This window comes from Isoptericola sp. NPDC060185 (assembly GCF_042728595.1).
Taxonomy (GTDB): domain Bacteria; phylum Actinomycetota; class Actinomycetes; order Actinomycetales; family Cellulomonadaceae; genus Isoptericola.
In genome coordinates, this window is sequence record NZ_JBHWYY010000015.1 from 15,736 (window position 1) to 39,799 (window position 24,064).

Here is a 24,064-nt window from a genome sequence, read left to right on the forward strand (position 1 = left end):
TCATGGCGCACCCCCGGTGACGGTCACCGTGCGGCGTTCCTCGCCCGTCGTCGCGGCCAGCGGCAGGTACTCCACGACCACCTCCAGACGAGCGTCCACGGCGGTGACCCGCACGTCCTCGACGCGCAGCAGATCACCGAGCCACCGCTGGAGCGCGCCGTGCACCAGCGCCTGCGTGGACCGCGCCAGGGCATCGTCCGTGGGTGCGAACACCAGCCGCCCGACGCCGCTGCCGAAGTCGGGCCGGTTGACGCGCTCGCCCGGTGCGGTGAAGAGCACCTGCTCGACCAGGCCGCGGACGTAGTCCGCGTCGTCGACCATGGCGGTGCGGCCGCGGCCGTCGAGGGCGAGCGGGAAGGCGACGTGCCGCGGCGCCCAGGCGCGCCGGGGGATCTCGCTCATGTCGCACGCACCCGGACCTGCGTCGACGAGACCACCAGCGGGACCCCCGTCGGGACGCACTGCCCCGGGGCGGCCTGGATCGCGAGCGGCTGCTGCATCGAGGTGACGCGCACCGTGCCGACGGTGAAGGATCCGCTGACGCACGGGCCGTTGCCCGCCGTCGGGGGCGGGAAGGTGCAGCCGGCGATCGACCACGGCGGGGCGAGGAGGACCGCCGGGCTGCCGCCCAGGCTGACGCGCGCGGCCACGCCGCCCGCCGTCGCCCGGCCCTGGTGGGCGCACGCGACCGACGCGGCCGTCGAGAGCAGGTAGCCGGGCATCACGTCACCTCCAGCGCGCCGTCGTTGATGGACACCGACGCGGCCGTCAGGGCGATCTTGTTCTTGCCCATCGAGATCTCCACACCCGTGCTGGTGGCCTTGATGTCGACCGGCACGGCCACGGCGGGGGAGCCGACCTGCACGGTGACCCCGCCCCCGCCCGGCACGTCGCTGAGCCGGAGCGTGATCGCGTCGGTGCGCAGCAGCTTGACCTGCTCGACGGCAGGGCTGGCCGGCACCTCGCCCGTGCCCCAGAAGCAGCCGCCGACGATCGGCTGGTACGGGTCGCCGCCCTCGAACTCGACCCACACGTGGGCCCCGACCGGCGGCACGAGGAACAGGCCCACCTGGTTCCCGGCGTACGGGGTGCACGGCAGCGCCCAGCTCAGCGTGCCCTCCCCGAGGACCGCCGGGCAGGACACCTGCACCCGGCCGAGCTGCAGCGGGTCGAGCGTGTTCTCGACCTTGCCGCGGTACTTGCCGTAGAACCGGCGGGCGCCGTCGCCCGGGACCCCGTCCATCAGACCCTCACCACCGGGACGGTCGCGCCGAGCCCGTCGCGCGACAGCGAGAAGTCCGCGGCGTACGAGCCCCGGTCCACGCGGTGCACCACCTGGCGCACGTACCAGAGGCCGTCGTGCGACCAGCCGGCGCCGCGCACCCCGACGAGCCCGCGCGGCCGCAGCACCTCCCCGTACACGGACCCGTCGAGGCTGCCGTCGCAGGTGACGCTGTCGGCGGAGCGGTCCGTCGCCGCCTGGGCGCGCGCGAACGCCGTGGCCGCGCCCACGCCGGAGTCGCGGAACTGGCGCACCCGCAGGTCCTGCTGGTGCGCCGCCCATGTCGGGGCCGCGGACAGCGGGACGCGCAGCGCGCCCACGGTGCGCACGGGCAGCGTGGCGCCCAGCCGCGCGTCGGTGACCCGGCCCTCCTGCAGCTCCGGCGTGAGCACGTCCTCGCGGAAGCGCAGCGACCCCGTGACGGTCGTGGCCGGGCCGAGGCCCGTCGAGAGCGCCGGCTGGGGCAGCCCCTCGCGCACCGGTGGCCCCCAGAAGAGCGTCGAGGTACCGGGGACCGGGCCGGGGGAGACGTAGCAGACGTACCCGTGCCGCGCCGCGAGGAGCTGCAGGTGCTCCCAGTCGGTGCCCTGCTGGGTGGGCGTGCGCTCGACGGGCAGGGGCGGGTCGAGGTCGGCCGGGGGCACGACGGCCGGCACCAGGCCGTGCGGGGCGTACCGGGCCGCGACGGCCAGCACCTGCAACGAGTCCTCCAGCCCCGGGTGCTCGGCGGAGACCTCCTGCCGGTCCAGCAGCAGGGACAGGTCCTGGCCCGTGAGCCGCAGCTCGGCCGCCGCGTCCCGGCCGCCGGGTGTCAGCTCGGTCTCGGTGACGAGCCCGTCGGCGAGCACGTGCGGCACGACGCCGATCGTCAGGACGAGGACGACGCGCGAGCCCGCCCGGATCGGCGCCGTCGGCCCGACGACGGGGGAGTCGAACGCCGCGGTGGGGCCGGACCGCCCCGCGTCGAGGGTGACCGTGAACGCCGAGCGCGCCGCGTCCGACTCCGTCACCGTCACCGACCGCACCCGCGCCGCGACGTCCGGCGGCAGCGGCACGGGCACCGTCGGCCCGGCCAGCACGGTGAGGTGCACGCCCAGGTCCGCGGTCATCGCGGCACCCCCGCCCCCGGCACGCCGGGAACCCCGGGCAGCGGGACCACGATGACGGTGCCCACCGCCTCGTCGTCGACGAGGTCGTCGGGGTCGAGGGCGGCGTTGGCGTCGCAGATCCGCCAGAACCCCAGAGGGTCGCCCGTCAGGGTGAAGCTCAGCAGGTCGAGGCGGTCGCCCGGCGCCACCGTGCGGCGCGCCGATGTCGTCGCGTCCGACGGCGGGGGCGGGAACCGGCGACGGTAGTGGCCGACGAGCCGGCGCTCGCCGTCGGCCGTCGTCACCTCGAGCGTCGTGGTGGGCACGCCGTCGTACCGGGACATCTCACGCCCCCTGCGCCAGGCGGGCCACGCCCAGAGCGCCGGCCGCCGCAGCGAGCTGCTCCCGCACCGTCTGGTGGGCGAGGAAGAGCGCGTGCGCCGGGTCGGTCGGCGCGAGGTCGTCGTAGGTGAGCACCTGCAGCGACAGGTCGACGGCCGCGCGCGTGGGGACCAGGGTCGCGGCGTCGAACGCCTGCTCCGTGACGGTGACGCTCTCCAGCTTCACGGGCACCACGAGCCCGGGACCCCAGGCGAGCACCGCCAGCGGCGCGCGCGGCGGCAGCACCTCGATCGTCCCCGCGGCCAGGAGCACGGTGTTGGCGACGACGCGGGCCACGCTCGGGTACAGCAGCATCTCCAGCACCGCCAGGCCCGCCGACACGCCCGACGCGGTCGCGAGGGGGTCCCCGACCTCCAGCCCGTCGGTGGCGTCGAGCTCCACCTTCATCGCGATGGTCTGCGTGGGCGCCCCGTACACCCGGTCGACCTCCGCGGCGCCCCCGCCGGACGGCGCGCGCGGGCGCAGCGTGCGCGTCACCTCGTCCGGGTTGTACTGGAACAGCGCGACGCGCGACAGCGCGGAGACCGGGTCGACGGCGACGATCGCGCCGGGCACCGTCCGCGGCGTGCCGGGAAAGCTGCTCATGGCCCGGATCGTGCCCCGGGCACGTCACCGTGCTGTCAACCGGCCGTCACCGGCCGTCACCGGCCGGCCCCGTGTCCGGCCGTCACCGGCCGTCACCGGCCGGCCCCGTGTCCGGCCGTCGCCGCGGCGCCCGTGCCGCGGCGGGCCGGGAGCCGCGGGTGAAATCGTCCGCTGGGGCAGCCGGTCCACCCGCGGCGTCGTATCACGGAGGAAGGCGACCGGATCTTTCCGGACGTGAGGACACGCCGCCTCGCCCGCGGACGACGACGACGCGTCGACCGGCCGCGGCGCACGGCCGCCCGCACCACCGGGGGTGAAGGGTGTCGGAACGGACGAGTCCCGCGCACGGGCCTGCGGCCCGGCAGCCTGCCGTGCGGATCCGTCTCCTCGGGGCGTTCGAGATCGAGGTCGACGACGCGTCCGTGTCCCTGCCCGTGGGCGCGCAGCGGCTCGTGGCCATGCTCGCCCTGCGCGGCCGCACGGGCCGCAGCCGCCTCGCCGGCCTGCTGTGGCCGGACACCCTCGAGCAGCGGGCCCTCGCCAGCCTGCGCACCGGCATCTGGCGCGTGAACCAGGCCGCCGCGGGGCTCGTGCGTGCGGCGCACGGCGTCGTCGAGCTCGGCCTCGGGCCGGACAGCGACGTCGACCGTCTCATCTCGGCGTCCAGGGCCGTGCTCGGCGGGCACGTCGACGACGGCGACGAACCGCCCGACCTCGCCACCGGCGAGCTGCTCCCCGACTGGGAGGACCCGTGGCTCGAGGCCGAGCGCGAACGCCTGCACCAGCTGCGCCTGCACGTGCTGGAGGCCACCGCGACCCGCCTCGCCGAGCGGGGCCGTTACGGCCTGGCCCTCGAGGCGGCGCTCGCGGCCCTGCGCGCCGACGACCTGCGCGAGAGCGCCCACCGTGCGGTCATCGCCATCCACCTGGCCGAGGGCAACGTCGCCGAGGCCTGCCGCGCCTACGACCTGTGTCGCCGCACCCTGCATGCGGAGCTCGGGATCGAGCCGTCGCCGTCGACCTCCGGGCTCGTGCGCCCCTGGGGCGGCGCGGCACGACCGGCGCCCGTCGCGGCCCCCGTCGTGGCGCCGGTCGTCGCTGTTCCCGTGGCGTCGCGGCGGCCTCAGTCGGCGCCGGCGTCGCGGGTGCCGGCGTCCTCGCTCCCCGCAGGGGTCTCGGGATCCGCCGCCCAGAGCAGGGCCGCGTTCTCGGCCTCGTAGTCCTCCGACTCCTCGACCCGGGCCCCACCGGTGCGGGCGCGGGCCGCGCGGGTGCACGCCACGACGGCGACCGCGACAGCGAGGAGCAGCAGGACGCGGCGCCCGCTCGGGCCGCGGCCGTCGGGGCCGCGACGGTCGGAGCCTGCGCGCGTGCGGTCCTTCGTCGCCCGGTGGCCCATCGTCCTCATCCCTTCCGCAGGAGCGCGGCGACGGTCCGGGGGCCGATCTCGGCGTCCGCCGCGACCCCCAGCCAGCGCTGCACCCGCTTCCACCGGCCGGCGAACACGGAGCCGGCGACCCCGTCGAGGGCCGCGCCTCGCAGCCCGGCCACGACCTGCGCCACCCGCACGGCGGGCCCGCGGCTGCCCGGCTTCACGCCACGGAGCGAGGAGTACCAGGTCTGCGGTCCGACGATCCCGTCGACCGTCACGTCGGCCCGCCCCTGGAAGGTGCGGGTGGCGCGGTCCAGGGCGTCGTCGAACGTGCCGACCAGGGCCCCGGCGTACACGCCCTCCGCGGCCAGGACACCGGCCCACAGCCGTACCCATGCCGGCCGCCTGCTGCCGCGTCGCAGGGTGGGAGGGCGGTGGGGTCGGAGCGTCGCCGAGCGGGCGAGCGGGCGGCGGAGCGCGGTCCGGCCGGCGCCCCTGCTGGCGCCCCGCCCACGCCGCCGTGCTCCCCGGTCCTCGGCCGGGCAGTAGACCAGGTGCCACGGCTCGTTGACGCGGCGGCCCTCCGTCTCGGTCCACCCGTGCTCGCGCAGGATCGGGTACGCCTTCGCCCGCCGCGGGTTGCCCCACTCGCCGACGCCGCCGAAGTCCTGCACGTCGACGGCGAGGGCCCAGCCGTGGTTGGAGTACCCGGGGACCGCGGCGGCCGCACCCCCGACGCGCCCCCAGGTCGACCCGTCGTAGCGGCGGTAGTCGCCGAAGGGGCTGCGGGCGCCGCGCCGGTAGCGCTGGAAGAAGAACGCCTGCTGCTCGCCCAGCGAACGGTTCCACCCGCGCACCGTGAGCTGCAGCCCCGTGCCGGCCCGCACGTCGTCGACCGCGCGGTTCCACGATGCCGCCGCGTCCTTGCGCAGGAACGCCCGCGACCGCCCGTCCGTGCCGTGGCGGCCGTGCGGCCTCAGCTCGTCGAGCACCGCGGACGGGACGCAGCCGTTGCGGTAGGACCTGCCGCGGAACCGCATCGTCGTCATGGCGCACTCCTTGAGCCGGGCCGACGGGACGGCCTGCGTCGGCGCCCGGGACCCAGCGTCGCGCGTCGTCGTCACCGGCCTGTCACGGGGTCGTCATCGCTGCCCGTGGCGACCGCCGACGGCGTGCGCGCTCACGGCGTCACGCGCTCACGCGCTCACGCCGCGGTCGGGGGCGGTCATGTCTCCGGTGGGCGGGACGCCGTCGGCGAGCCCGTAGTGCAGGAAGACGACGCCCTTCGGGCTGGCGGCGGGCGGCGCGAGGAGCGTGAGGTTCGTGGGTACCTCGCCCCCGTCGAACAGCTTCTTCCCGCCCCCGAGGACGATGGGGTGCAGCCACAGGTCCAGCCGGTCGAAGAGCTTCTCGGCCAGCAGGGTCTGCACGAGGTCGAGGCTGCCGACGACGCGCACGTGCTCGTGCCGGTCGCGGATCTCGCGCACGGCGGCGGGCAGGTCGGGCCCGAGCTGCGACGAGCCGGACCAGGACAGGTCGGGGGCGCCGCGGGACGCGACGTACTTGGGGATGCTGTTGAAGAGCGCGCCGAACTGGTCGTCCTGCTGGGGCCAGTAGGCGGCGAAGACGTCGTACGTCCTGCGGCCGAGGAGGAGCGCGTCGGTGCCCTCCGCGTACGCGGCCGCGATCTGCTCCCCGGCGACGTCGTCGAGCAGGGGCGCCTGCCAGCCCCCGAAGGCGAATCCGTCCGCCGTGTCCTCGTCCGGCCCGCCGGGGGCCTGGGCGACGAGGTCGAGCGTGGCGAAGATCTCGAGGTGGATGAGGCCCATGGTTCCTCCTGGCGCGGGGCGGCTGGTCGAAAGAGGAGACCGGCCGCCCCGCGCGGAATCATCGCGAGGGCTCAGACCAGGGGTGCGAGCGGGTTGTCCACGGCAGGTCCGTCGATCACCGGCCCGGATCCGGTGAACCGGATCCGGGACAGCCAGACGAGGCGGCCCGGGTCCTGGTTGACGTGGTCGGGCTGCCACGCGTGGTAGACGTACCACCAGTGCGGCCCGACCTTGATCGGCATGCCGTGACCCGAGCCCGCTGCGACGTCGTTGCTGGCCAGGATGGGCCCGTCACCCTGCTTGGTCCAGGGGCCCGTGAGGGCCGGGGCGCTCGCCCAGCACACGCCGTACGAGTCGTTCCAGAACTCGCCGGTCGAGTAGAAGCAGTAGTACCGCCCCTGGTGCACGACCACCGAGGCGCCCTCGATCGTGTACTTCTCGTACGGCTGGTCCATCCCGAACAGCCGCTGCGGCTCGCCCACCAGCTCGAGACCGTCGTCGGACAGCCGCTGCAGGTAGATGTACGACGGCAGGCCGTCGTGGTTGCCGTCGTTCTTCCACAGCAGCCAGAGCGTGCCGTCGGCGTCCCGGAACGGGGAGGCGTCGATGCTCCCGCCCTGGTCGGACTGGTCGATCAGCGGGGCGGTGCGGTCGTCGACGAACGGTCCCGTGGGCGAGTCGGAGACCGCGACGGAGACGGCCTGCTGGTCGATGTCGGCCCGCCACGCCGTGTAGTACGCGAGGTAGCGGTCGCCCGTCGCGATCACCTCGGGCGCCCAGTGCCGGCCGGGCCGGCACCAGGAGGCGAGCTGCGGCATGGCGTTGCCGGCAGGGGCCCAGTGCACGAGGTCGGGCGAGGTCAGCACGGGCATGGCGCCCGCCGCGCCGTTGGTCGCGTAGAGGTAGAACGCCCCGTCCGCGGCCAGCACGGCGGGGTCGGGGTTGTTCGTCGGGATGACGGGGTTCTGGTACCCCTTCGGTGACACGGCCGCGGCGGGCGTCGCGGTCAGGGCGACGGCCGCGCCGAGGCCGCCGGCCGCCGCGAGGACGGCGCGGCGGGTGAAGGTCGTGGTGCTCGACGTATGGTGCAACGTTGCGCCTTTCGTTCGATGCGGTGACGGGCATCGACGCCCGTCGCTGGCGCGACGAAGGTACATCGTTGACTCAAAGGTGCGCTCAGGCGACACGCCTCGGACGGGAATGCGCCGCCTCGCCACAAAACCTTCCACTGTGAGGTTTTCAGGGGTTAGGCTCGTTCCTGGCTTCCGGCGTTCCACCTTGCACTTCTGGGTGCGTGTCGGCGGAAGACGTCGTCGACCCATCGCTGAAGGAGCACCAGATGACTCTCACATCCGTGCAGCTGTACTCGCTGCGGGATGCCATCGCCGCCGACCTCGACGCCGCCGTCGCGCGGGTTCGTGAGATCGGGTACGAGCACGTCGAGCCGTACGCGTTCGTCGAGCGCGTCGCCGACTTCGAGCGCGCGTTCGCCGCGACGGGCCTCGCCGCGCCGTCGAGCCACGCCGCGGTCATCGACGCCGCCGACCCCGACGTCGTCTTCGACGCCGCCGCGCGCCTCGGCATCGGCATCGTCATCGACCCGTTCGTCCCGACCGAGCGCTGGCAGACCGCCGACGACGCGAAGCGGCTCGCCGAGCGCGTCAACGAGCTGACGGTCCGCGCCGCGGGCCACGGCCTGCGGTTCGGGTACCACAACCACCAGTGGGAGTTCACGAACACCGTCGGCGGCCGCGCCGTCTTCGAGATCTTCGCCGAGCAGCTCGACCCCGAGGCCGTCCTCGAGGTGGACACGTTCTGGGCCACCGTCGGCGGCGCCGACGCCCCCGCCGTGCTCACGACGCTCGGCGACCGGGTCGTGGCGATCCACGTCAAGGACGGCGAGGTGTCCGGAGACATCGCCACCGTGCTCCCGTCCAGCGAGAGCGCCCTCGACGTCCCGCCCGCGCTCAAGGCCGCCTACGAGAACCAGGTGCCCGCGGGCCAGGGCGACGTCGACGTGCCGGCGATCCTCGCCGCCGCGCCGCAGGCCATCCGCGTGGTCGAGTTCGACTCGTACGCCGGCGACGTCTTCGAGGGCATCGCCTCCTCCCTCGCGTGGCTGCGGGAGAACGACAAGTGAGCCGCGTCGGCGTCGGCATCATCGGTGCCGGGAACATCTCGACGCAGTACCTGGAGAACCTCACGCAGTTCGCCGACGTCGAGGTCCTCATGGTCGCCGACCTGCTGCTCGACCGGGCCCAGACCCAGGCCGAGGCGTACGGCGTCGCTGCGTGGGGGACCGACGAGGAGCTCCTCGCGCGCGACGACATCGAGATCGTCCTCAACCTGACGACCCCGGCCGTGCACGCCGAGGTGGACCGTCAGATCATCGCGGCGGGCAAGCACGTGTGGAGCGAGAAGCCGATCGCGACCGACCATGCGTCCGCCGCGGCGCTGCTGGCCGAGGCGGAGGCGAAGGGCCTGCGCGTCGCGTGCGCGCCGGACACCGTGCTCGGCGCGGGCATCCAGTCCGGCCTGCGCGCCATCGCCCGCGGGGACATCGGCGAGCCGCTCACGGCCACGACGATGTTCCACGTGCCGGGCCCCGAGGCGTGGCACCCGGACCCTGACTTCCTGTATGCCACGGGCGCGGGCCCGCTGTTCGACATGGGCCCGTACTACGTCACGACCCTCGTGCACGCGCTCGGCGCGGCCGCGCGGGTGCAGGCCGTGTCGTCGCGGTCGCTCGACAAGCGGACGATCGCGTCGGGCCCGCGGGCGGGGGAGTCGTTCCCCGTCGAGGTGCCCACGCACCACGCGGCGCTCATCGAGTTCCGCGGCGGGCAGTCGGCGCAGTCGACCTTCTCGTTCCAGCACGCGCTGCCGCGCGCGGGCTTCGTCGAGATCAACGGCACGCTCGGCACCCTCTCGCTGCCGGACCCGAACAACTTCGACGGCGAGTCCACGCTGTGGCGCTACGGGCAGGACGAGCCCGTGACGATCCCGGCCACCGGCTCCACCTGGGGCCGGGGCACGGGTGTCGTCGAGCTGGCGCGCGCGATCCGCGCGGGCCAGCCCGAGCGGGCGTCCGGCGCCGTCGCGCTGCACGTCCTCGACGTCCTGCTGGCCGTCCGGGACGCCGCGGAGTCCGGCGCGGCGGTGGACGTCACCTCGACGGTCGACGCGCCCCCGCCCCTGCCGGAGGACTTCGACCCGGCGTCGGCGACCTTCTGAGCCGTCGACACCCGCCTTCCACCAAGCGATCCCTCGCGCCATCGGTCTCGATGGCGCGAGGGATCGCTTGCTGAAAGGCAGTCCGGCCGGGTCGGTCCGGATCGGTCCGGATCGATCCGGGCCGGTCCGGTCGGTTCAGTCGCCGCTCGACGGCGTGTCCGTGGGGGGCGGCGGCACCAGCCGCTCCAGGAGCTCGAGCACGCGCGCGCCGTCGACGGCGCCGGGGTCGAGCAGCCACTGCACCTGGATGCCGTCCGACGCCGCGACCGCCAGGGCCGCGAGGTCCGCGGCGTCGACGGCGGGGTCGATGCGGCCCGCCTCCTGGTCGGCGCGGACCTGCTCGGCGAGCTCGCCGCGCACGCGCGCGAAGCGCTGCCGGAAGAACTCGCGCGTCACCGGGTGGCCCTCGCCCGCGGCGTCGCCCGCCAGGGTCGTGTAGAGCTGCACGAGCCCCGGCACGTCGCGGTTGAGCACGGCGCTCTCGCGCATCCGCCCGACGGCGGACGGCGGCAGCGGGCTGCTCTCGTCGCGCTGCCCCTCGTGTGCGCGGTAGACCTCGATCAGGAGGTCGTCGCGGGAGGGGAAGTAGTGCCGCAGCGTGGCGTGCGAGACGCCGACCGCGTCGGCGACCGACCGGAGCGAGGACGCGTCGACCCCGTGCTCCGCGACCATCCGGAGCACCTGCTCCAGGATCTGTGCGCGGCGGGCCGCGCCCTTCGCGTACCCGCGCCGGGGTGCCGCCTCGTCGCCCGCCGCAGCCCCCGCATCGCTCACCGGGCCAACCTACCGATGTTCTGCCGTTATTCGGTGGGGCGAGCGCCGGTGCCGGTGCTACGTTCGGCGCCGTCCGCAGGACAGTCCTGCGGCCTACCACCCGCCCCGGAGGGGACCGTGACCCGTTCGACGAGCCGTCGTCAGGCCGATGCCGGCCTGCGCCTCGTCGTGCCCGCGTCCCTGGGTGCCGAGGCGCTGCGATACGAGAAGCCGCGTCCCGAGGGCGGGAGCACGACCTGAGCGACACCTGACTCAGCCACCCGAGCCGCCCCTGGGACCACGTCCCGAGGGCGGCTCTCGTCGTCCTGCGGGCAGCTCCATGGCGCCGTCCTGGCGCCGTCGCGAAGAACCACCACGCACCCACCTGGAGGGGGTGCTCATCATGATCGAGAACACGACCGCGACCCACGCCTTCCCCGTCCCGCTGAGCGGGGCGCGCGCCGACACGCTGATGTGGGCCCACGAGCACGAGGTCGAGCCGGCGGCCCTTGCCCAGCTGCGCAACATCGCCGCGCTGCCGTGGGTCGAGGGGGTGCGCGTCATGCCGGACGTCCACCTGGGCAAGGGTGCGACCGTGGGTTCCGTGATCGCCATGCGCGACGCCGTCTCGCCGAACGCCGTCGGCGTCGACATCGGTTGCGGCATGATCGGCGTGCGGACCTCGCTGACCCTGGAGGACCTGCCCGACGATCTCGGCTCGGTCCGGTCGCGCATCGAGGCTGCCGTCCCGGTCGGGTTCCACGCCCACGCCGAGCCTGTCGACCCGCACCGGCTGCGCTCCATCGCAGGGAACGGCCCGGCCGAGGCCGCGCGCGGCGCCGACGCGTTCTGGACGCGGTTCGGTGCGCTGCACGGGAGGGTGTCGGACATCGAGGACCGGGCGCGGCGGCAGCTCGGGACACTAGGTGGCGGAAATCATTTTGTGGAGATATGTGCTGATATGTCCGGTTCGATCTGGCTCCAACTCCACTCGGGGTCGAGGAACATCGGCAAGACGCTGGCCGAGCAGCACGTGGCCGTCGCGAAGCGGTTGGACCACAACCAGGGCCTGGTGGACCGCGAGCTCGCGGTGTTCCTCGGCGGCACTCCCGAGATGGACGCCTATCTCGCTGACCTGTGGTGGGCGCAGGAGTACGCCGCGCGGTCGCGCGCGGTGATGATGACCCTCGTTGTCGACGCCGTGCGGGCGTCGTTCCCGGGCCGGGGGATCCGGTTCGACGAGGCCGTCAACGTGCACCACAACTACGTCGCGGTCGAGCAGGTCGACGGCCAGGAGCTGGTCGTGACCCGCAAGGGCGCGATCCGGGCGGGCCGGGGCGACCTCGGCCTCATCCCGGGCTCGATGGGCACCGGCTCGTACATCGTGCGCGGGCTCGGCAACCCGGACTCGTACTGGTCGGCGTCGCACGGCGCCGGTCGGCGGATGTCCCGGACGAGGGCGAAGAAGACCTTCACCCTCGACGACCTCGCCGCCCAGACGGCGGGCATCGAGTGCCGCAAGGACGCCGGGGTGCTCGACGAGATCCCCGGGGCATACAAGGACCTCGACGCGGTGATCGCGGCGCAGTCCGACCTCGTCGAGGTGGTGGCCCGGCTCCGCACGCTGCTCTGCGTCAAGGGCTGACGGCGTCGCGGGCGAGGGGTGTGTCCGGTCGGAAGGGACCTCGAAAGTCTCGCCGGCCGGGCATGCCTCTCGCCGCAGTGCGTGCATCGGCGACCTGGCGTACCACCGGATCATGCCTTCGACGGAGAGCGGCACGACGACGCTGCGGACCATTACCACGGACGTGCCGGCGCGCCTGGACCGGCTGCCGTGGGCGCGGTGGCACTGGATGATCGTCATCGGGCTGGGGACGGTGTGGATCCTCGACGGGCTCGAGGTGACGATCGTCGGCAACCTGTCCGACGCCCTCAAGGGGGACACCGGGCTCGGCCTGACCAGCGCGGACATCGGCCTCGCGGGCGCGGTGTACGTGACGGGCTCGTGCCTGGGAGCCCTGGTGTTCGGTCAGCTCACCGACCGGTTCGGGCGTAAGCGGCTCTTCATCCTCACGCTGCTCGTGTACCTCGTGGGCACCGTGCTGACGGCGTTCTCGATGAACCCGCTGTACTACTTCGCGATGCGGTTCGTCACCGGCTTGGGCATCGGCGGCGAGTACGCGGCGGTGAACTCGGCGATCGACGAGCTGATCCCTGCGAAGTACCGCGGCCGCATCGACATCGCGATCAACGGCTCGTACTGGGTCGGAGCGGCGGGCGGCGCGCTGCTCACCATCCCGCTGCTCAACCCGGAGCTGATCCCGGCGTGGCTGGGCTGGCGGCTGTGCTTCGCGCTGGGCGCGGTGCTCGGCCTGTGCGTCCTGTTCGTGCGGCGCAACGTCCCCGAGAGCCCTCGCTGGCTGTTCATCCACGGGCGCGAGAAGGACAGCGAGCGGATCGTGGCGGGCATCGAGGACCGCGTGCGCGAGCAGGACGGCGTCCAGCTCGACGAGCCCGGGGAGACGATCACCGTGCGCCAGCGCCACACCATCGGCCTCGGGCGCATCGCGCGGACCGTCTTCGCGGACTACCCGCGGCGCACGGTGCTCTGCCTCGCGCTGTTCGTGGGGCAGGCGTTCCTGTACAACGCGTTCTTCTTCACCTTCGGCGACACGCTGCAGACGTTTTTGGGCGTCGGGCAGACCGGTACCTACATCGCCCTGTTCGCGGTGAGCAACTTTCTCGGGGCGCTGGTCCTCGGGCCGCTGTTCGACCGGGTGGGGCGGGTGCGGATGATCTCCGCGACGTACATCGTCTCGGGGGTGCTGCTGGCGGTCGCGGGCCTCATGCTCGGCGGGCTGACGGCCTGGACGCTGACCCTCTTCGGGATGGGGATCTTCTTCGTGGCGTCGGCGGGCGCCAGCTCGGCGTACCTCACCGCGAGCGAGGTGTTCCCGATGGAGACCAGGGCGCTGTGCATCGCGTTCTTCTACGCGATCGGCACCGCGGTCGGCGGGATCACCGGCCCGCTCCTGTTCGGGAGGCTGATCGAGTCGGCGGGCGAGGCCCAGGACATCTCCGGGATCGCCGTCGGGTACTACATCGGCGCGGCCCTCATGGTCGCGGGCGGGGTCGTGGCGATGTTCCTCGGGGTCGGTGCCGAGCGGAAGTCCCTGGAGGACGTGGCGACGCCGCTGTCGGCGCAGGACGCGGAGCGCGACGCCGACGGGTGAGCGCGCCACGGTGCCCGGCCGTCCCGGGCTGACCAGCGGATTGGGACGAGTGATACCCCCCGGGGTATTGTCGAGCCATGATCGACAGCACCGCACCCGCCCCCTCGACCTCGCCCACCCGCGCGCGGCGCATCGTCGTCGTCGGGGGAGTGGCGGGCGGCATGAGCTGCGCCGCCCGCGCCCGCCGCCTCGACGAGTCGGCCGAGATCGTCGTCCTCGAGCGCGGCCCGCACGTCTCGTTCGCGAACTGCGGCCTGCCCTACCACGTGGGCGGCGAGATCCCCGACGCCGACAAGCTGCTCGTGCAGACGCCCGCGTCCCTGCGCGCGTCGCTCGACCTGGACGTGCGCACCGGCCACGACGTCACCGCCGTCGACACCGCCCGCCGCGTCGTGGTGGCGCGCACCGCAGGCGGCGACGTCGAGCTGCCCTACGACGCGCTCGTGCTGTCCCCGGGCGCGCGCGCCGTGCGCCCGCCGGTCGAGGGCCTCGACTCGCCGCGCGTGCGCACGCTGCGCACCGTCGACGACGCCCGCGCGCTGCGCGCCCAGGTGGAGGCCGGGGCCGGCCGCGCCGTCGTGCTCGGCGCCGGCTTCATCGGCGTCGAGGCGGCCGAGGCGCTGGCGCTCGCGGGCCTGGACGTCACCCTCGTGGAGCTCGGCGCGCACGTGCTGCCGCCGCTCGAGGACGAGGTCGCCCAGCCGGTGACCGCGGAGCTGCGCCGCCTCGGCATCACCGTACGCACGGGCGTCGGCGCCCGGGCCCTGCGCCCGGCCGAGGACGGCACCCACGACCTCGTCGTCCTGGACGACGGGACCTCGGTCCCGGCCGACGTCGTGGTCCTGTCCGTGGGCGTGCGTCCCGACACCGAGGCCTTCGCGGCCGCGGGCATCGAGACCGAGCGCGGCGCCATCGTCGTGGACGAGCACGGCCGCACCTCCGCCCCGGGCGTGTGGGCGGTGGGCGACGCGGTCGTGCAGACCGACGCCGTCACCGGCGTGCGTCGGCCGGTCGCGCTGGCCGGCCCGGCGAACCGCGCGGGCCGCCTCGTCGCCGACCACATCGTGCGCCCCGAGACCGCGCGGCCGCTGCCCGCACCGCTCGGCACCGCCGTCGTCCGCGTCGGCGAGCTGACCGCGGCCACCACGGGCGCGAACCGCGCCGCGCTCGACGCCGCCGGGATCGCGTACCGCACCCTGCACCTGCACCCGAACCAGCACGCCGGCTACTTCCCGGGCGCGCGCCAGCTGCACCTCGTGCTGCACGTGCGCGCCGACGACGGCCTGCTGCTCGGCGCCCAGGCCGTCGGCCAGGACGGCGTCGACAAGCGGGTCGACGTGCTCGCGACCGCGTTGCGGGCCGGCATGTCCGTCGGCGACCTCGTCGACCTCGACCTCGCCTACGCGCCGCCCTACGGCCAGGCCAAGGACGCGGTGAACCTCGCGGGCATGGTCGGCACCAACGTGCTCGACGGCACCCTGGCGCTCTGGTACGCCCAGGACGTGGACCAGGTCCTCGGCGAGGCGCTCGTGCTGGACGTCCGCACGGCCGCCGAGGTCGCGTCGGGCATGCTGCCGGGCGCGCTCCACGTGCCGCACACCGAGCTGCGGGCACGCCTCGACGAGGTGCGCGAGGCCGCCGCGGGCCGCCCGGTCCGCGTGATGTGCGCCTCCGGCGTGCGCTCCGCCATCGCCCACCGCGTCCTGGTGCAGTCCGGGTTCGACTCCGCGTCGCTGTCCGGCGGGTCGCTCACGCTGCGCGCCGTCCTCGGCGACCGCGCGGACGACCTCCTCGTGACGCCCGAGCCCGCGCGCGCCTGACCCGTCCACCGCACGAGAGGGAGACCCATGCTCACCACCGACAGCGACGCCCAGCGCCGCATCGCCAACCGGCTGCGCCGCGCGCGCGGCCAGCTCAACGCCGTGATCGACGCCGTGGAGGAGGGCCGCTCCTGCCGTGACGTCGTGACCCAGCTGGCCGCCGTCTCGGCGGCGCTCGACCGCGCCGGCTTCGCCGTGGTCTCCACGGCCATGAAGGAGTGCCTCGCCGACCCCGACGCGCGGGGCGAGGACGGCCTCACCACCGACGAGCTGGAGAAGCTCTTCCTCACGCTGGCCTGACCCGACCGACACACCCGACCAGACACACACCCGAACGACGACTGGAGAACCTCTCGTGTGCTACCCCGTGACCTGCAAGACGTGCGGCAAGACGACCTGGAAGGGCTGCGGCCAGCACGTCGACGACGTGCGCCGGTCCGTCCCCGCCGGGCAGTGGTGCCCCGGCCACGACGACGAGCCGGCCGCTGGCGGCGGCTTCCTGTCCCGCCTGTTCGGCCGCTGACCGGTCAGCGCGCGGCCGTGCGGAAGGGCCGGAAGAACTCCCGCAGCTCCGCGGCGTAGAGCTCCGGCTCCTCGAACGCGGCGAAGTGCCCGCCCCGCGGCGGCTCGCTGAGACGGATCAGGTTCGTGGTCCGCTCGAGCCAGGCGCGGGGCGGGCGCAGCAGGTCGCCCGGGAACAGCGCGAAGCCCGAGGGCACCTCGACCCGCCGGGCGAGCTGCGCGGGGTCGATCGCCCCGTTGGCGTGGTACATCCGCATCGAGGAGCCGATCGTGCCGGTCACCCAGTACTCGGTGACCAGCGCGAGGATCTCGTCCCTCGTGTACGACCGCTCGACGTCGCCGCCGCAGTCGCTCCACGCCCGCAGCTTCTCGACGATCCACGCGGCGAGACCGACGGGGGAGTCGGCGAGGCCGAACGCGGCCGTCTGCGGGCGGGTGCGGTGCATCGCCGCGTACCCGCCCTCCGTCGCGCCCCACGCCGCCGCGGCGGCGAACCACTCCCGCTCCGCGGGGGTCAGCTCGGCCGGGTCGCCCGCCCACACGGGGACCCCGCCGTCCGTGCGGTGCACCGCCACGACGCGGTCGGGGTGGTCGAGGGCGAGGTAGCGGCTCACGTGGCTGCCGATGTCGCCGCCGGCCGCCCCGAAGCGGTCGTACCCGAGCGCCGTCATGAGCTCGGCCCACAGCGCGGCGACGTCGATCGAGCTGAGGACGCGGTCGAGCGGCGCGGGCGACCACCCGAACCCGGGCATGTCGGGGACGACGACGTCGAACGCGTCCGCGGGGTCGCCACCGTGCGCCCCCGGGCCGGTCAGCAGCGGCACCACCTTGCGGTACCGCCAGGAGGAGTCCGGCCAACCGTGGGCGAGCAGCAGCGGGAGCGCCCCGCGGCCCTCCGCCGCGCGCACGTGCACGAACCGCACGGTGCGGCCCCCGACCGTCGTCGAGAACCTCGTGAGCCGCGCCTGCTGCGCGAGGTCCGCCGTCCAGTCGAACTCCTCCGCCCAGTACGTCACGAGCCCGCGCAGGTACTCGGCGTCGGTCCCGAGCGACCAGCCCGCGCCGTCGGGGACGTCGGGCCATCGCGTGGCCCGCAGGCGGGCACGCAGGTCGTCGATCTGCCCGGGGTCGGCGGGCGGGGTGAACGGGTCGATCCGGGGCGCGGTCGTCACGACCGTCACGCTACGACCGCCCGCCGACGGCGGTCGAGAGGCGAGGCCGTCGGCTGATCCCGAGAACGTCGTGAAGCACGACCGCGGGGTCCCGGAGCCGGTGCCCGGCACGGACGTGCCGATGGACCGGTGGACGCCCGACGAGATCACGCCCCCGTGGAGCTGATGGGCCGGACGATCGAGGACCTCGATCGACTCGCAGGACCTGCACGAGCGGGCGGGCGACCTCGCGGAGGCCGCCCCGCGGGTCACGCCGGCAGCCCGCGCGCCGGTCGGGCAGGCACGGTCGCCGGGCCCACGTCGCGGGCCGCACGGGCGAGCGCGCGGATCAGCGGCGTCTCCAGCCGGGCGGGCCAGGTGAGCACCCAGGTCAGCAGCGGGGCGTCGGCGACCGGGACGAAGACCACCCCCGGGTGGGCGCCGTAGAGCGCGGCCTGCGCGCCGGCCAGGGTCACGCACCGCCGGCTCGCGACCAGGCCCAGGATCTCGTGGAATGTCGTGGGACGCGGCCCCCGCCTCGGGATGGCGCGGCCGCCGGGCGTCCGCCGCGGCAGCATCACGTCCACCCAGGCGGCGGGGGACACGCGCGGGTCGATCAGCAGGTGGTCGGGAAGCTCCTCGAGCGACACCTCCGACCGCCCCGCCAGCTCGTGGCCCGCCCACACCATGAGGACGCGCCCGGCGTGGAAGACCGGCGGCCCCTCGACCAGGTCCGGCTCCCGGACCGGGCGCCACACCGCCAGGGCGTCGACGTCGCCCCGGCGCAGCGCCGCGAAGGCGTCGCTGAAGTGCGTCTCCCGCGGCGCGACCGAGCAGCCGGGGTTGTCGGCGGTGAACCGGTCGAGGACGCCCAGGAACTCGAACGCGTCGTTGCCCATGACGCCCAGGCGCACCTCGCCGACGACGCCGTCGGCGACCGCCCCGGCGCGCGCGACGCCGGCCTTGATCGCGTCGTACCCGACCCGCAGGTCGTCCCGGAGCTGCTCGCCGAGCGGGGTGAGGCGGACGTGGCGGCTGGTCCGCTCGAACAGGGCGCCGCCGATCTGCCGCTCCTGCAGCTTGATCGACTGGCTCACCCGGGCGGACGAGACATGGAGGCGCTCCGCAGTACGGCCGAAGTGCAGCTCGTCGGCCAGCGTCAGGAAGATCTCGATGTCCCGCAGCTCCATCGCACGACCTCGGTCGATAACCCTGGGGTGATCGGAAGGTATCGCATCGCCTCTTGATCCGCCCGTGCCGGCGTCCGAGCCTGTGGCGCAGGGGCCGGGCCCGGCCCCGGTCGGAGCATCGTCCCCACGGCAGGAGTCATCATCATGGAGCTCACCATCGACGCCGTCACCCTCGCGGTCGGCGACCTCGCAGCCTCCCGGGCGTTCTACGCCGACGGCCTGGGGTGCGCCGTCGAGCAGGACCGCGGTCAGTACGTCGCCTTCCGGCTCGCCGGCGGCCCGGCACTGACCCTCTACCCCCGGCGCGCCCTCGCCCACGACGCGGGCGTGGACCCGGCCGGCTCCGGGTTCGGCGGCCTCACCCTCAACCTCTACGCCGAGGACGCGGCCGCCGTCGACGACGTCCTCAAGCGCGCCGAGCGCGCGGGCGGCACCATCGCCCGCCCCGCCGAGGCGGCGCAGTGGGGCGGCTACTTCGGCTACTTCGCCGACCCGGACGGGCACCTGTGGAAGGTCGTCGCCCCCTGAACCGCGCGGCGTCCCCCGGCGGCGGGCCGTGCCCCGCCGTCGGCGCCGCGCCCGCACGGGCCGCGCAGGCGGTCCGGCGCCGTCAGTCGCACTCGTCGCAGATGCCGGTGGCCGGCAGGGCGGTGAAGCACGTCGGGCAGATCGCGAGCTCGGGCTCCGGCACCACGGCCTTGCGGGCCGGGGCGCTCGCGGCCTTGCGGCGCGGGGCGACGGTCTTGCGGGCGGGAGCGGCGGCCGCGGCCGCGGCCGCGGCGGCCGGGGCGTAGGCCACGAAGCCGTGCTTGCGCAGGATGGCGGCGTCGTCGCACTTGGCGTCGACGAGGTCCTCGGGGCGCGCGGGGACGCCGGTCGCGTACTTGTGCGCGACGCCGAGCACGGCCTTGGAGTCGTAGGTGCGCTCGTCGTGCTCGAACGTGTGGGCCGGCGTGGGCGTGAACCCGTAGACGCCGACGAAGGCGTCCCGGCCGCGGTCGTCGTACTCCTCGATCGCCCGGAGGATGTGCTGGCGGGTCACGCTCGAGAAGGTAGCCACGGCATCAGGTTAGTCGCGCCGGGGAGCCGATCGGGCCGTCCGGGGGCGACTGTGGCGAGCGCCGCACCGCGCCGGGGTCAGCCGGCCGCGCGCAGGGCGGGGAGCGCGGCCGCGACGTGGTCGAGCTCGCGCAGCGCGCTCGCGCCGGAGGAGAGCACCACCACGAACTCCGAGACCCCCGCCGCGGCGTACCGCTCGACCAGGCCGGCGAGGTCCGCGAGCCCGTGCTCGCGCAGCCGCAGCTGCACCGTGCGGCGGATCTGCGCGGGGTCGCGGCCGACGTCCGCGCAGTGTCGCTCGAGCACCTCGCCCAGGGCCACCATCTGCTCCGGCGTGCTGGACGTGTCGTTCCACGCGTCGGCGTACTGCGCGACGAGCCGCAGCGTGCGGCGCGGGCCGGAGCCGCCCACCCAGATCGGCGGGTGCGGCCGCTGCACGGGCTTGGGCTCGGCGACCGCGTCCTCGAGCCGGTAGTGCGCGCCGTCGAACGTGGTGCGCGGACGGGTCCACAGCGACGTGAGGATCTGCAGGGACTCCTCGAGCCGGTCCATCCGTTCGCGCACCGTGCCGAGGTCGAGCCCGTACATCGTGTGCTCGTGCTCGTTCCAGCCGGCGCCGACGCCCAGCTCGAGGCGCCCGCCGGACAGATGGTCGACCGTGGTGGCGAGCTTGGCCAGCATCACGGGGTGCCGGTAGGTGTTGCCCGAGACCATGCAGCCGATCCGCACGCGCGACGTGGCCACGGCCATCGCCGCCTGCATGGCCCACGCGTCGAAGACGGGGCGGTCGTCGGCCGGGCCGAGCGACGCCAGGTGGTCCATGACCCACACGTGGTCGAAGCCCGCGTCGTCGGCGGTGCGCCAGACCTGCTGGAAGGTGGTCGCCGGCGCGTCCTGCGTGAGCTTGACCCCGAAGCGGGGCGGGTGTCGCGACGTCATGGTCCTCCTCCGTGCGGGCGTGCGCCCGCGTCAGCCGACGGCGGGGTCGCCCTCGAGCAGCGTCATGTACGGCGCGATCGCCGGGAAGACCCACAGGAACAGGACGGCGACCACCGCGGCGACGAGCACCAGCGACTGCAGGACCCGCCAGAACACGTTGCCCGGCAGGTGACGGAAGATCCACGCGTACATGTCGTCTCCTGGCTCAGCGGACCTGGTCGGGGGTGCCGTCGGCGCGGTCCATCCAGCCGACGAAGGTCGCGTAGGTGATCCAGCGGTGGTCGTTGCCGTACTCGCCGAGCGTGAGCGAGTGGCAGGTGGTGAGCGTGAGCAGGCGCTCGGTCGGCTTCTGGTCCGGGTGGTGGGGCACGGGGGCCACGACGTCCACCTGGTCGGGGGTGACGATCTCGTGGTCGGTGACCTCGTAGACGTACCAGGTCTTCGCCGTCTCGACGATGATCTGGTCGCCCTTCTTCAGCTCGTCGACGTGGCGGAACGAGTTGCCGTGCGTGCGGCGGTGCCCGGCGAGGGCGAAGTTGCCGATGTCGCCCACCTGCTGCGACGTCGCGTAGTGGCCCGCCATCGCGCGGTCCAGCACGTCCATGCCGGTGCCCTCGGCGATCGGCATCGCGTTGTTCGTCAGGCCGTACCAGCGCGGCACGATGAGGGTGCCGATCGTCTCGCCGTAGCCGACGGCGTCGGGCACCGGCGGGTCGTCGGTGCGCAGCTCGGCGGTCGTGGCGTGCTTGGGGTTGGCGGGCGGCAGCGTGGCGCGGAACTCCTGGACCACCTCCTGCGCCTGCGCGTTGGCCTCCACGGACGTCCACCACAGCTGCCAGACGACGAAGAGCCCGAGCACCACGCCGAGCGTGATGAGCAGCTCGCCGACGCCGCCGACCAGGGCGCTGCCGACGGAGCGGCGGCGGGCGGGCCGGGCGTGGGTGGGACTCGTCACGTGCGCGATGGTAGTGGGTCGCGGGTCCGGTCGCGGCCCGGTGCCGCCGCCGGCAGGGGCCTGGTCGGCGGCGTCGGCGCGTGGGAGCCTGGGCCGGTGACCAGCGACGACGAGACCGCGACGGGGCGGCGCGCCACGCGGCTGCGGCGCCGGTGGGACCGGGAGGCGGCGGGCTACGACCGGGCGTTCGCGGCCGCGGAGCGGCGGATGTTCCCCGACGTGCGGGGGCGGCTGTGCGCGCGGGCGCAGGGCCGCACCCTCGAGGTGGCGGTGGGCACCGGCCTGAACCTGGCGCACTACCCGAGGGCGGTGACCGGGGGAGCGCCCGGCGGCGGGTACACGGGGGTCGAATGGAGCCCCGGGATGCTGCGGCTGGCCCGCCGCCGCGCGTCGGAGCTCGGCCTGGACCTCGTCGACCTGCGGCTCGGCGACGCGCAGGCGCTCGACCTGCCCGACGACGCGTTCGACACCGTCGTGTGCACGTTCTCGCTGTGCGCCATCGGCGACGACCGCGCCGCCCTGGCGGAGATGACGCGCGTGCTGCGACCCGGCGGCCTCCTGCTGCTCGCGGACCACGTCGCCTCGAGCGCCTGGCCGCTGCGGGCGCTGCAGGCCGCCGCCGACCTGGTGAGCGTCCCGCTGGCGGGCGAGCACTTCGGCCGCCGGCCCGCGCGGTGGATCGAGGAGCAGGGGCTCGAGGTCGAGCAGCACGAGAGGTCCCGCGCGGGGGTCATCGAGCTGGTCGCCGCGCGCCTCCCGGCGGGATGGTCGGGGGTCGTCAGCCGCTGACGTCGAACGCGTCGTCACCCCGCGGCGGCACGTCCTCGACGTCGACGCCGGTGACGACGGCCGCGGTCGGGCCCGCGCGCAGGAAGTCGAGCATCGCCGCCACGTCGTCGGGAGCGCCTTCGATCTCGGCCTCGACGGTCCCGTCGGGCAGGTTGCGCACGTGCCCGACGACGCCCGCGCGGGCCGCGGCCTGCCGCGTCGCCCAGCGGAACCCGACGCCCTGGACGCGGCCGTGCACGCGCACGCGCCGCCGCACCGTGGTGGTCATCCGTCCCCCCGTCCCGCCTGACCCGTCGTGATCCCTCGTGATCCCTCGTGATCCCTCGTGACCCCGCGGTCAGTCGAACATGTCGCCGATGTCCCCGATGTCGTCGAGGATCCCGCCCAGCACCATCCCGCCCAGGACGGCGCCGAAGACGTCCGAGCCGCTGCGTCCGCCCCCTCGGCGCCCGCCCTCCCAGCCGCCGTACCCGCGGTCGTGCCCGCCGTTGTAGCCGCCGTCCCACCGCTGGCCGCTGCCGGCGCGGGCGATGTCGCGGTGCGCCAGGGTCGCGGCCTCCGCCGCGAGGGCCGCCCCGCGTCGGGCCGCGGCGAACGCGCGCTCCGGGTCGTCGGTCGTGCGCGCCTGCGCCACCTCGCGCTCGGCCTCCGCGAGGCGGGTGCGGGCGTCGGGGCCGACGGGGGCGCGGTAGTCGTCCACGACGGAGCGCGCGGCGGTGAGCTGCCGCTCGGCGTCGTCGAGCGCCGGGCCGAGGCGCGCCGCGGCCTTGCGGGCGCGATCGTCGCGTTCCGCGCGCTCCGCCACGGCGTCGTCGAGCGCGGTGTTGGCCTCGCGCACTCGCGTCAGCGCGTCGAGCGGGTCGCCGGGCTCGCCCGGGGCGGGCAGCGACGCGAGCGCGCCCTCGAGGGCGTCGACGGCGCCGTCGATCCGGCCCGCGCGCACCGCGGCCGGCAGCGCGCGGGCCTGGGCGAGCTCGGCGCGCGACTCGGCGACGATCGCGCCCAGCGCGGCCTCGGCGCGCAACGCCTCGGCCTCGTAGTCGTCGACGGCGCGCAGCAGGCCCTCCGCGCGGCGCACCGCCTCCTCCGCCGCGCGGGCCGCGGCGCCCGCCTCCGCCACCTGCTGCGTCGCGAGCCGCTTGCGCGCCGCCGCGGTGCTGCGGCCGGCGAACTCGAGGAGCCGCTCCGCCTGGTCGGGGTTGTCCGCGACCGGCAGGAGAGCGCGCTCCGCGTACTGGCCGCGCAACCGCTCGAGGTCGGCCCGCGCCGCGGGGACGGCGTCGCGCACCCGGGCCAGCTCGCCGTCCACCCGGGCCACGACGTCCGGCGTGCCGCGGACGGTCTGCCGCAGCCCCGCGAGGCCGCGGTCGAGGTCGTCCAGGGAGCCGCCGGCGGACCGGCACAGGTCCACGATCCGCGCCGACCACTCGCGCCGCTCGGTGTCGGTGTCCGGGACCTCGTCGTGCAGCCGCTGGTTGAGGTGGAACGCCTCCGCCAGCCGCTCGCGCGCCCGCCGCAGGGTCGGCGCGAGCTCGCGGGTGTCGCGCTCGCCGAGCTCGGCCACCGCGAAGGACAGCTCGTCCTCCGCCAGGCGGGCCCGCTCGTCGGTGCGCACCAGCGCGGAGCCGGCCTCGATGCCGAGCCGCTGCAGCTCGGCCTCGAGCTCCGCCGCGCGTGCCCGGGCGGCGCTCCTGCGCCGTGCTGCCCAGACCGCCACCGCCGTGACCAGCACGACCACCACGACCAGGCCCGTCACGATCCCGACGATCTGCCCCGCATCCATGGTCGGCATCGTAGGCGGAGCACGGCGGGTGCGGGGACGCCCCGGCGCGGAGCGGGTGCGGCCCCGGACCTGTCAGGG

The 24,064-nt window shown here is 75.0% G+C and carries 29 protein-coding genes; 11 read left to right on the top strand and 18 right to left on the bottom strand.

Annotation, left to right across the window (positions count from 1 at the left end; all coding sequences use genetic code 11):
• Genes ACFWDO_RS07835 through ACFWDO_RS07860 form a run of 6 tightly spaced genes read right to left on the bottom strand, consistent with a single transcriptional unit; the run spans nucleotide 1 to nucleotide 3,357 of the window.
• Nucleotides 1-402: a GPW/gp25 family protein gene (locus tag ACFWDO_RS07835; RefSeq protein ID WP_380317245.1), complete on the bottom strand. Its 402-nt coding sequence runs from the start codon at nucleotides 400-402 to the stop codon at nucleotides 1-3.
• On the bottom strand, nucleotides 399-722 hold the full coding sequence (locus ACFWDO_RS07840; RefSeq protein ID WP_380317242.1) for a hypothetical protein: 324 nt from the start codon (nucleotides 720-722) through the stop codon (nucleotides 399-401). Before ACFWDO_RS07840 ends, ACFWDO_RS07835 begins: the two co-directional genes overlap by 4 nt.
• Nucleotides 722-1,243, bottom strand: coding sequence for a phage baseplate assembly protein V (locus ACFWDO_RS07845; protein WP_380317239.1), 522 nt, complete (start codon nucleotides 1,241-1,243; stop codon nucleotides 722-724). The genes ACFWDO_RS07840 and ACFWDO_RS07845 overlap by 1 nt, the downstream gene beginning before the upstream one ends.
• A complete protein-coding gene (locus ACFWDO_RS07850) occupies nucleotides 1,243-2,391 on the bottom strand; it encodes a hypothetical protein (protein WP_380317236.1) in 1,149 nt (382 codons plus the stop codon). Before ACFWDO_RS07850 ends, ACFWDO_RS07845 begins: the two co-directional genes overlap by 1 nt.
• A complete protein-coding gene (locus ACFWDO_RS07855; RefSeq protein ID WP_380317233.1) occupies nucleotides 2,388-2,714 on the bottom strand; it encodes a LysM domain-containing protein in 327 nt (108 codons plus the stop codon). The genes ACFWDO_RS07850 and ACFWDO_RS07855 overlap by 4 nt, the downstream gene beginning before the upstream one ends.
• Nucleotide 2,715: 1 nt before the next feature.
• Nucleotides 2,716-3,357, bottom strand: a complete 642-nt coding sequence (locus tag ACFWDO_RS07860) for a hypothetical protein (protein ID WP_380317230.1) — start codon at nucleotides 3,355-3,357, stop codon at nucleotides 2,716-2,718.
• 371 nt (nucleotides 3,358-3,728) lie between these two features.
• Here ACFWDO_RS07860 and ACFWDO_RS07865 point away from each other — a divergent pair, with 371 nt between their 5' ends.
• The gene (locus ACFWDO_RS07865) at nucleotides 3,729-4,577 is read left to right on the top strand and encodes a BTAD domain-containing putative transcriptional regulator (RefSeq protein ID WP_380317227.1); all 849 of its coding nucleotides are present in this window, start codon (nucleotides 3,729-3,731) and stop codon (nucleotides 4,575-4,577) included.
• A 184-nt stretch (nucleotides 4,578-4,761) separates the two neighbouring features.
• Here the strand turns inward: ACFWDO_RS07865 and ACFWDO_RS07870 are convergent, their stop codons facing one another.
• From ACFWDO_RS07870 to ACFWDO_RS07880, 3 genes are all read right to left on the bottom strand, one after another.
• A complete protein-coding gene (locus tag ACFWDO_RS07870) occupies nucleotides 4,762-5,778 on the bottom strand; it encodes a peptidoglycan-binding protein (protein WP_380317224.1) in 1,017 nt (338 codons plus the stop codon).
• 147 nt (nucleotides 5,779-5,925) lie between these two features.
• Nucleotides 5,926-6,558 (bottom strand): dihydrofolate reductase family protein, encoded by a 633-nt coding sequence (locus ACFWDO_RS07875; protein ID WP_380317221.1) that lies wholly within the window; start codon nucleotides 6,556-6,558, stop codon nucleotides 5,926-5,928.
• A gap of 71 nt (nucleotides 6,559-6,629) precedes the next feature.
• Nucleotides 6,630-7,649: a glycoside hydrolase family 43 protein gene (locus tag ACFWDO_RS07880; protein ID WP_380317218.1), complete on the bottom strand. Its 1,020-nt coding sequence runs from the start codon at nucleotides 7,647-7,649 to the stop codon at nucleotides 6,630-6,632.
• 248 nt (nucleotides 7,650-7,897) lie between these two features.
• Here ACFWDO_RS07880 and ACFWDO_RS07885 point away from each other — a divergent pair, with 248 nt between their 5' ends.
• Nucleotides 7,898-8,698, top strand: a complete 801-nt coding sequence (locus ACFWDO_RS07885; RefSeq protein ID WP_380317215.1) for a sugar phosphate isomerase/epimerase family protein — start codon at nucleotides 7,898-7,900, stop codon at nucleotides 8,696-8,698.
• Nucleotides 8,695-9,792: a Gfo/Idh/MocA family protein gene (locus ACFWDO_RS07890; protein ID WP_380317213.1), complete on the top strand. Its 1,098-nt coding sequence runs from the start codon at nucleotides 8,695-8,697 to the stop codon at nucleotides 9,790-9,792. Before ACFWDO_RS07885 ends, ACFWDO_RS07890 begins: the two co-directional genes overlap by 4 nt.
• Before the next feature lie 135 nt (nucleotides 9,793-9,927).
• Here ACFWDO_RS07890 and ACFWDO_RS07895 read toward each other — a convergent pair whose 3' ends face one another.
• Entirely contained in the window at nucleotides 9,928-10,566 is a 639-nt protein-coding gene (locus ACFWDO_RS07895; RefSeq protein WP_380316251.1) for a TetR/AcrR family transcriptional regulator, read from the bottom strand.
• Nucleotides 10,567-10,683: 117 nt separating this feature from the next.
• Here ACFWDO_RS07895 and ACFWDO_RS07900 point away from each other — a divergent pair, with 117 nt between their 5' ends.
• From ACFWDO_RS07900 to ACFWDO_RS07925, 6 genes are all read left to right on the top strand, one after another.
• On the top strand, nucleotides 10,684-10,806 hold the full coding sequence (locus ACFWDO_RS07900; protein ID WP_380316254.1) for a hypothetical protein: 123 nt from the start codon (nucleotides 10,684-10,686) through the stop codon (nucleotides 10,804-10,806).
• A 142-nt stretch (nucleotides 10,807-10,948) separates the two neighbouring features.
• A complete protein-coding gene (locus ACFWDO_RS07905) occupies nucleotides 10,949-12,190 on the top strand; it encodes an RtcB family protein (protein ID WP_380316257.1) in 1,242 nt (413 codons plus the stop codon).
• A gap of 112 nt (nucleotides 12,191-12,302) precedes the next feature.
• Complete coding sequence (locus ACFWDO_RS07910; RefSeq protein WP_380316260.1) at nucleotides 12,303-13,778, top strand: MFS transporter; 1,476 nt, start codon at nucleotides 12,303-12,305, stop codon at nucleotides 13,776-13,778.
• Nucleotides 13,779-13,855: 77 nt separating this feature from the next.
• Entirely contained in the window at nucleotides 13,856-15,598 is a 1,743-nt protein-coding gene (locus tag ACFWDO_RS07915; RefSeq protein ID WP_380316262.1) for an FAD-dependent oxidoreductase, read from the top strand.
• A 27-nt stretch (nucleotides 15,599-15,625) separates the two neighbouring features.
• Entirely contained in the window at nucleotides 15,626-15,898 is a 273-nt protein-coding gene (locus tag ACFWDO_RS07920; protein WP_380316265.1) for a metal-sensitive transcriptional regulator, read from the top strand.
• Nucleotides 15,899-15,953: 55 nt separating this feature from the next.
• Nucleotides 15,954-16,121, top strand: a complete 168-nt coding sequence (locus ACFWDO_RS07925; protein WP_380346883.1) for a hypothetical protein — start codon at nucleotides 15,954-15,956, stop codon at nucleotides 16,119-16,121.
• 4 nt (nucleotides 16,122-16,125) lie between these two features.
• On the opposite strand, the gene ACFWDO_RS07930 is transcribed toward ACFWDO_RS07925, so the two are convergent.
• Nucleotides 16,126-17,292: an epoxide hydrolase family protein gene (locus tag ACFWDO_RS07930; RefSeq protein ID WP_380316267.1), complete on the bottom strand. Its 1,167-nt coding sequence runs from the start codon at nucleotides 17,290-17,292 to the stop codon at nucleotides 16,126-16,128.
• Between the two features lie 248 nt (nucleotides 17,293-17,540).
• Complete coding sequence (locus tag ACFWDO_RS07935) at nucleotides 17,541-18,461, bottom strand: LysR family transcriptional regulator (protein WP_380316270.1); 921 nt, start codon at nucleotides 18,459-18,461, stop codon at nucleotides 17,541-17,543.
• A 144-nt stretch (nucleotides 18,462-18,605) separates the two neighbouring features.
• Between ACFWDO_RS07935 and ACFWDO_RS07940 the strand changes: the two genes are divergently transcribed.
• Complete coding sequence (locus tag ACFWDO_RS07940; protein ID WP_380316273.1) at nucleotides 18,606-18,989, top strand: VOC family protein; 384 nt, start codon at nucleotides 18,606-18,608, stop codon at nucleotides 18,987-18,989.
• Between the two features lie 82 nt (nucleotides 18,990-19,071).
• Here the strand turns inward: ACFWDO_RS07940 and ACFWDO_RS07945 are convergent, their stop codons facing one another.
• The 4 genes from ACFWDO_RS07945 to ACFWDO_RS07960 all read right to left on the bottom strand — a co-directional run bounded on the left by ACFWDO_RS07945 (nucleotide 19,072) and on the right by ACFWDO_RS07960 (nucleotide 21,414).
• Nucleotides 19,072-19,503 (bottom strand): hypothetical protein, encoded by a 432-nt coding sequence (locus tag ACFWDO_RS07945; RefSeq protein WP_380316276.1) that lies wholly within the window; start codon nucleotides 19,501-19,503, stop codon nucleotides 19,072-19,074.
• Between the two features lie 95 nt (nucleotides 19,504-19,598).
• On the bottom strand, nucleotides 19,599-20,459 hold the full coding sequence (locus ACFWDO_RS07950; RefSeq protein WP_380316279.1) for an LLM class F420-dependent oxidoreductase: 861 nt from the start codon (nucleotides 20,457-20,459) through the stop codon (nucleotides 19,599-19,601).
• 30 nt (nucleotides 20,460-20,489) lie between these two features.
• Nucleotides 20,490-20,651 (bottom strand): hypothetical protein, encoded by a 162-nt coding sequence (locus ACFWDO_RS07955; RefSeq protein ID WP_380346885.1) that lies wholly within the window; start codon nucleotides 20,649-20,651, stop codon nucleotides 20,490-20,492.
• A gap of 13 nt (nucleotides 20,652-20,664) precedes the next feature.
• Nucleotides 20,665-21,414 (bottom strand): class E sortase, encoded by a 750-nt coding sequence (locus ACFWDO_RS07960; protein WP_380316285.1) that lies wholly within the window; start codon nucleotides 21,412-21,414, stop codon nucleotides 20,665-20,667.
• Nucleotides 21,415-21,510: 96 nt separating this feature from the next.
• Between ACFWDO_RS07960 and ACFWDO_RS07965 the strand changes: the two genes are divergently transcribed.
• Entirely contained in the window at nucleotides 21,511-22,203 is a 693-nt protein-coding gene (locus ACFWDO_RS07965; protein WP_380316288.1) for a class I SAM-dependent methyltransferase, read from the top strand.
• On the opposite strand, the gene ACFWDO_RS07970 is transcribed toward ACFWDO_RS07965, so the two are convergent.
• Nucleotides 22,193-22,471: an acylphosphatase gene (locus ACFWDO_RS07970; RefSeq protein WP_380316291.1), complete on the bottom strand. Its 279-nt coding sequence runs from the start codon at nucleotides 22,469-22,471 to the stop codon at nucleotides 22,193-22,195. The two genes, ACFWDO_RS07965 and ACFWDO_RS07970, sit on opposite strands and share 11 nt — an antisense overlap.
• A 69-nt stretch (nucleotides 22,472-22,540) precedes the next feature.
• Nucleotides 22,541-23,986, bottom strand: coding sequence for a hypothetical protein (locus ACFWDO_RS07975; RefSeq protein WP_380316294.1), 1,446 nt, complete (start codon nucleotides 23,984-23,986; stop codon nucleotides 22,541-22,543).
• Nucleotides 23,987-24,064 lie beyond the last annotated feature (78 nt).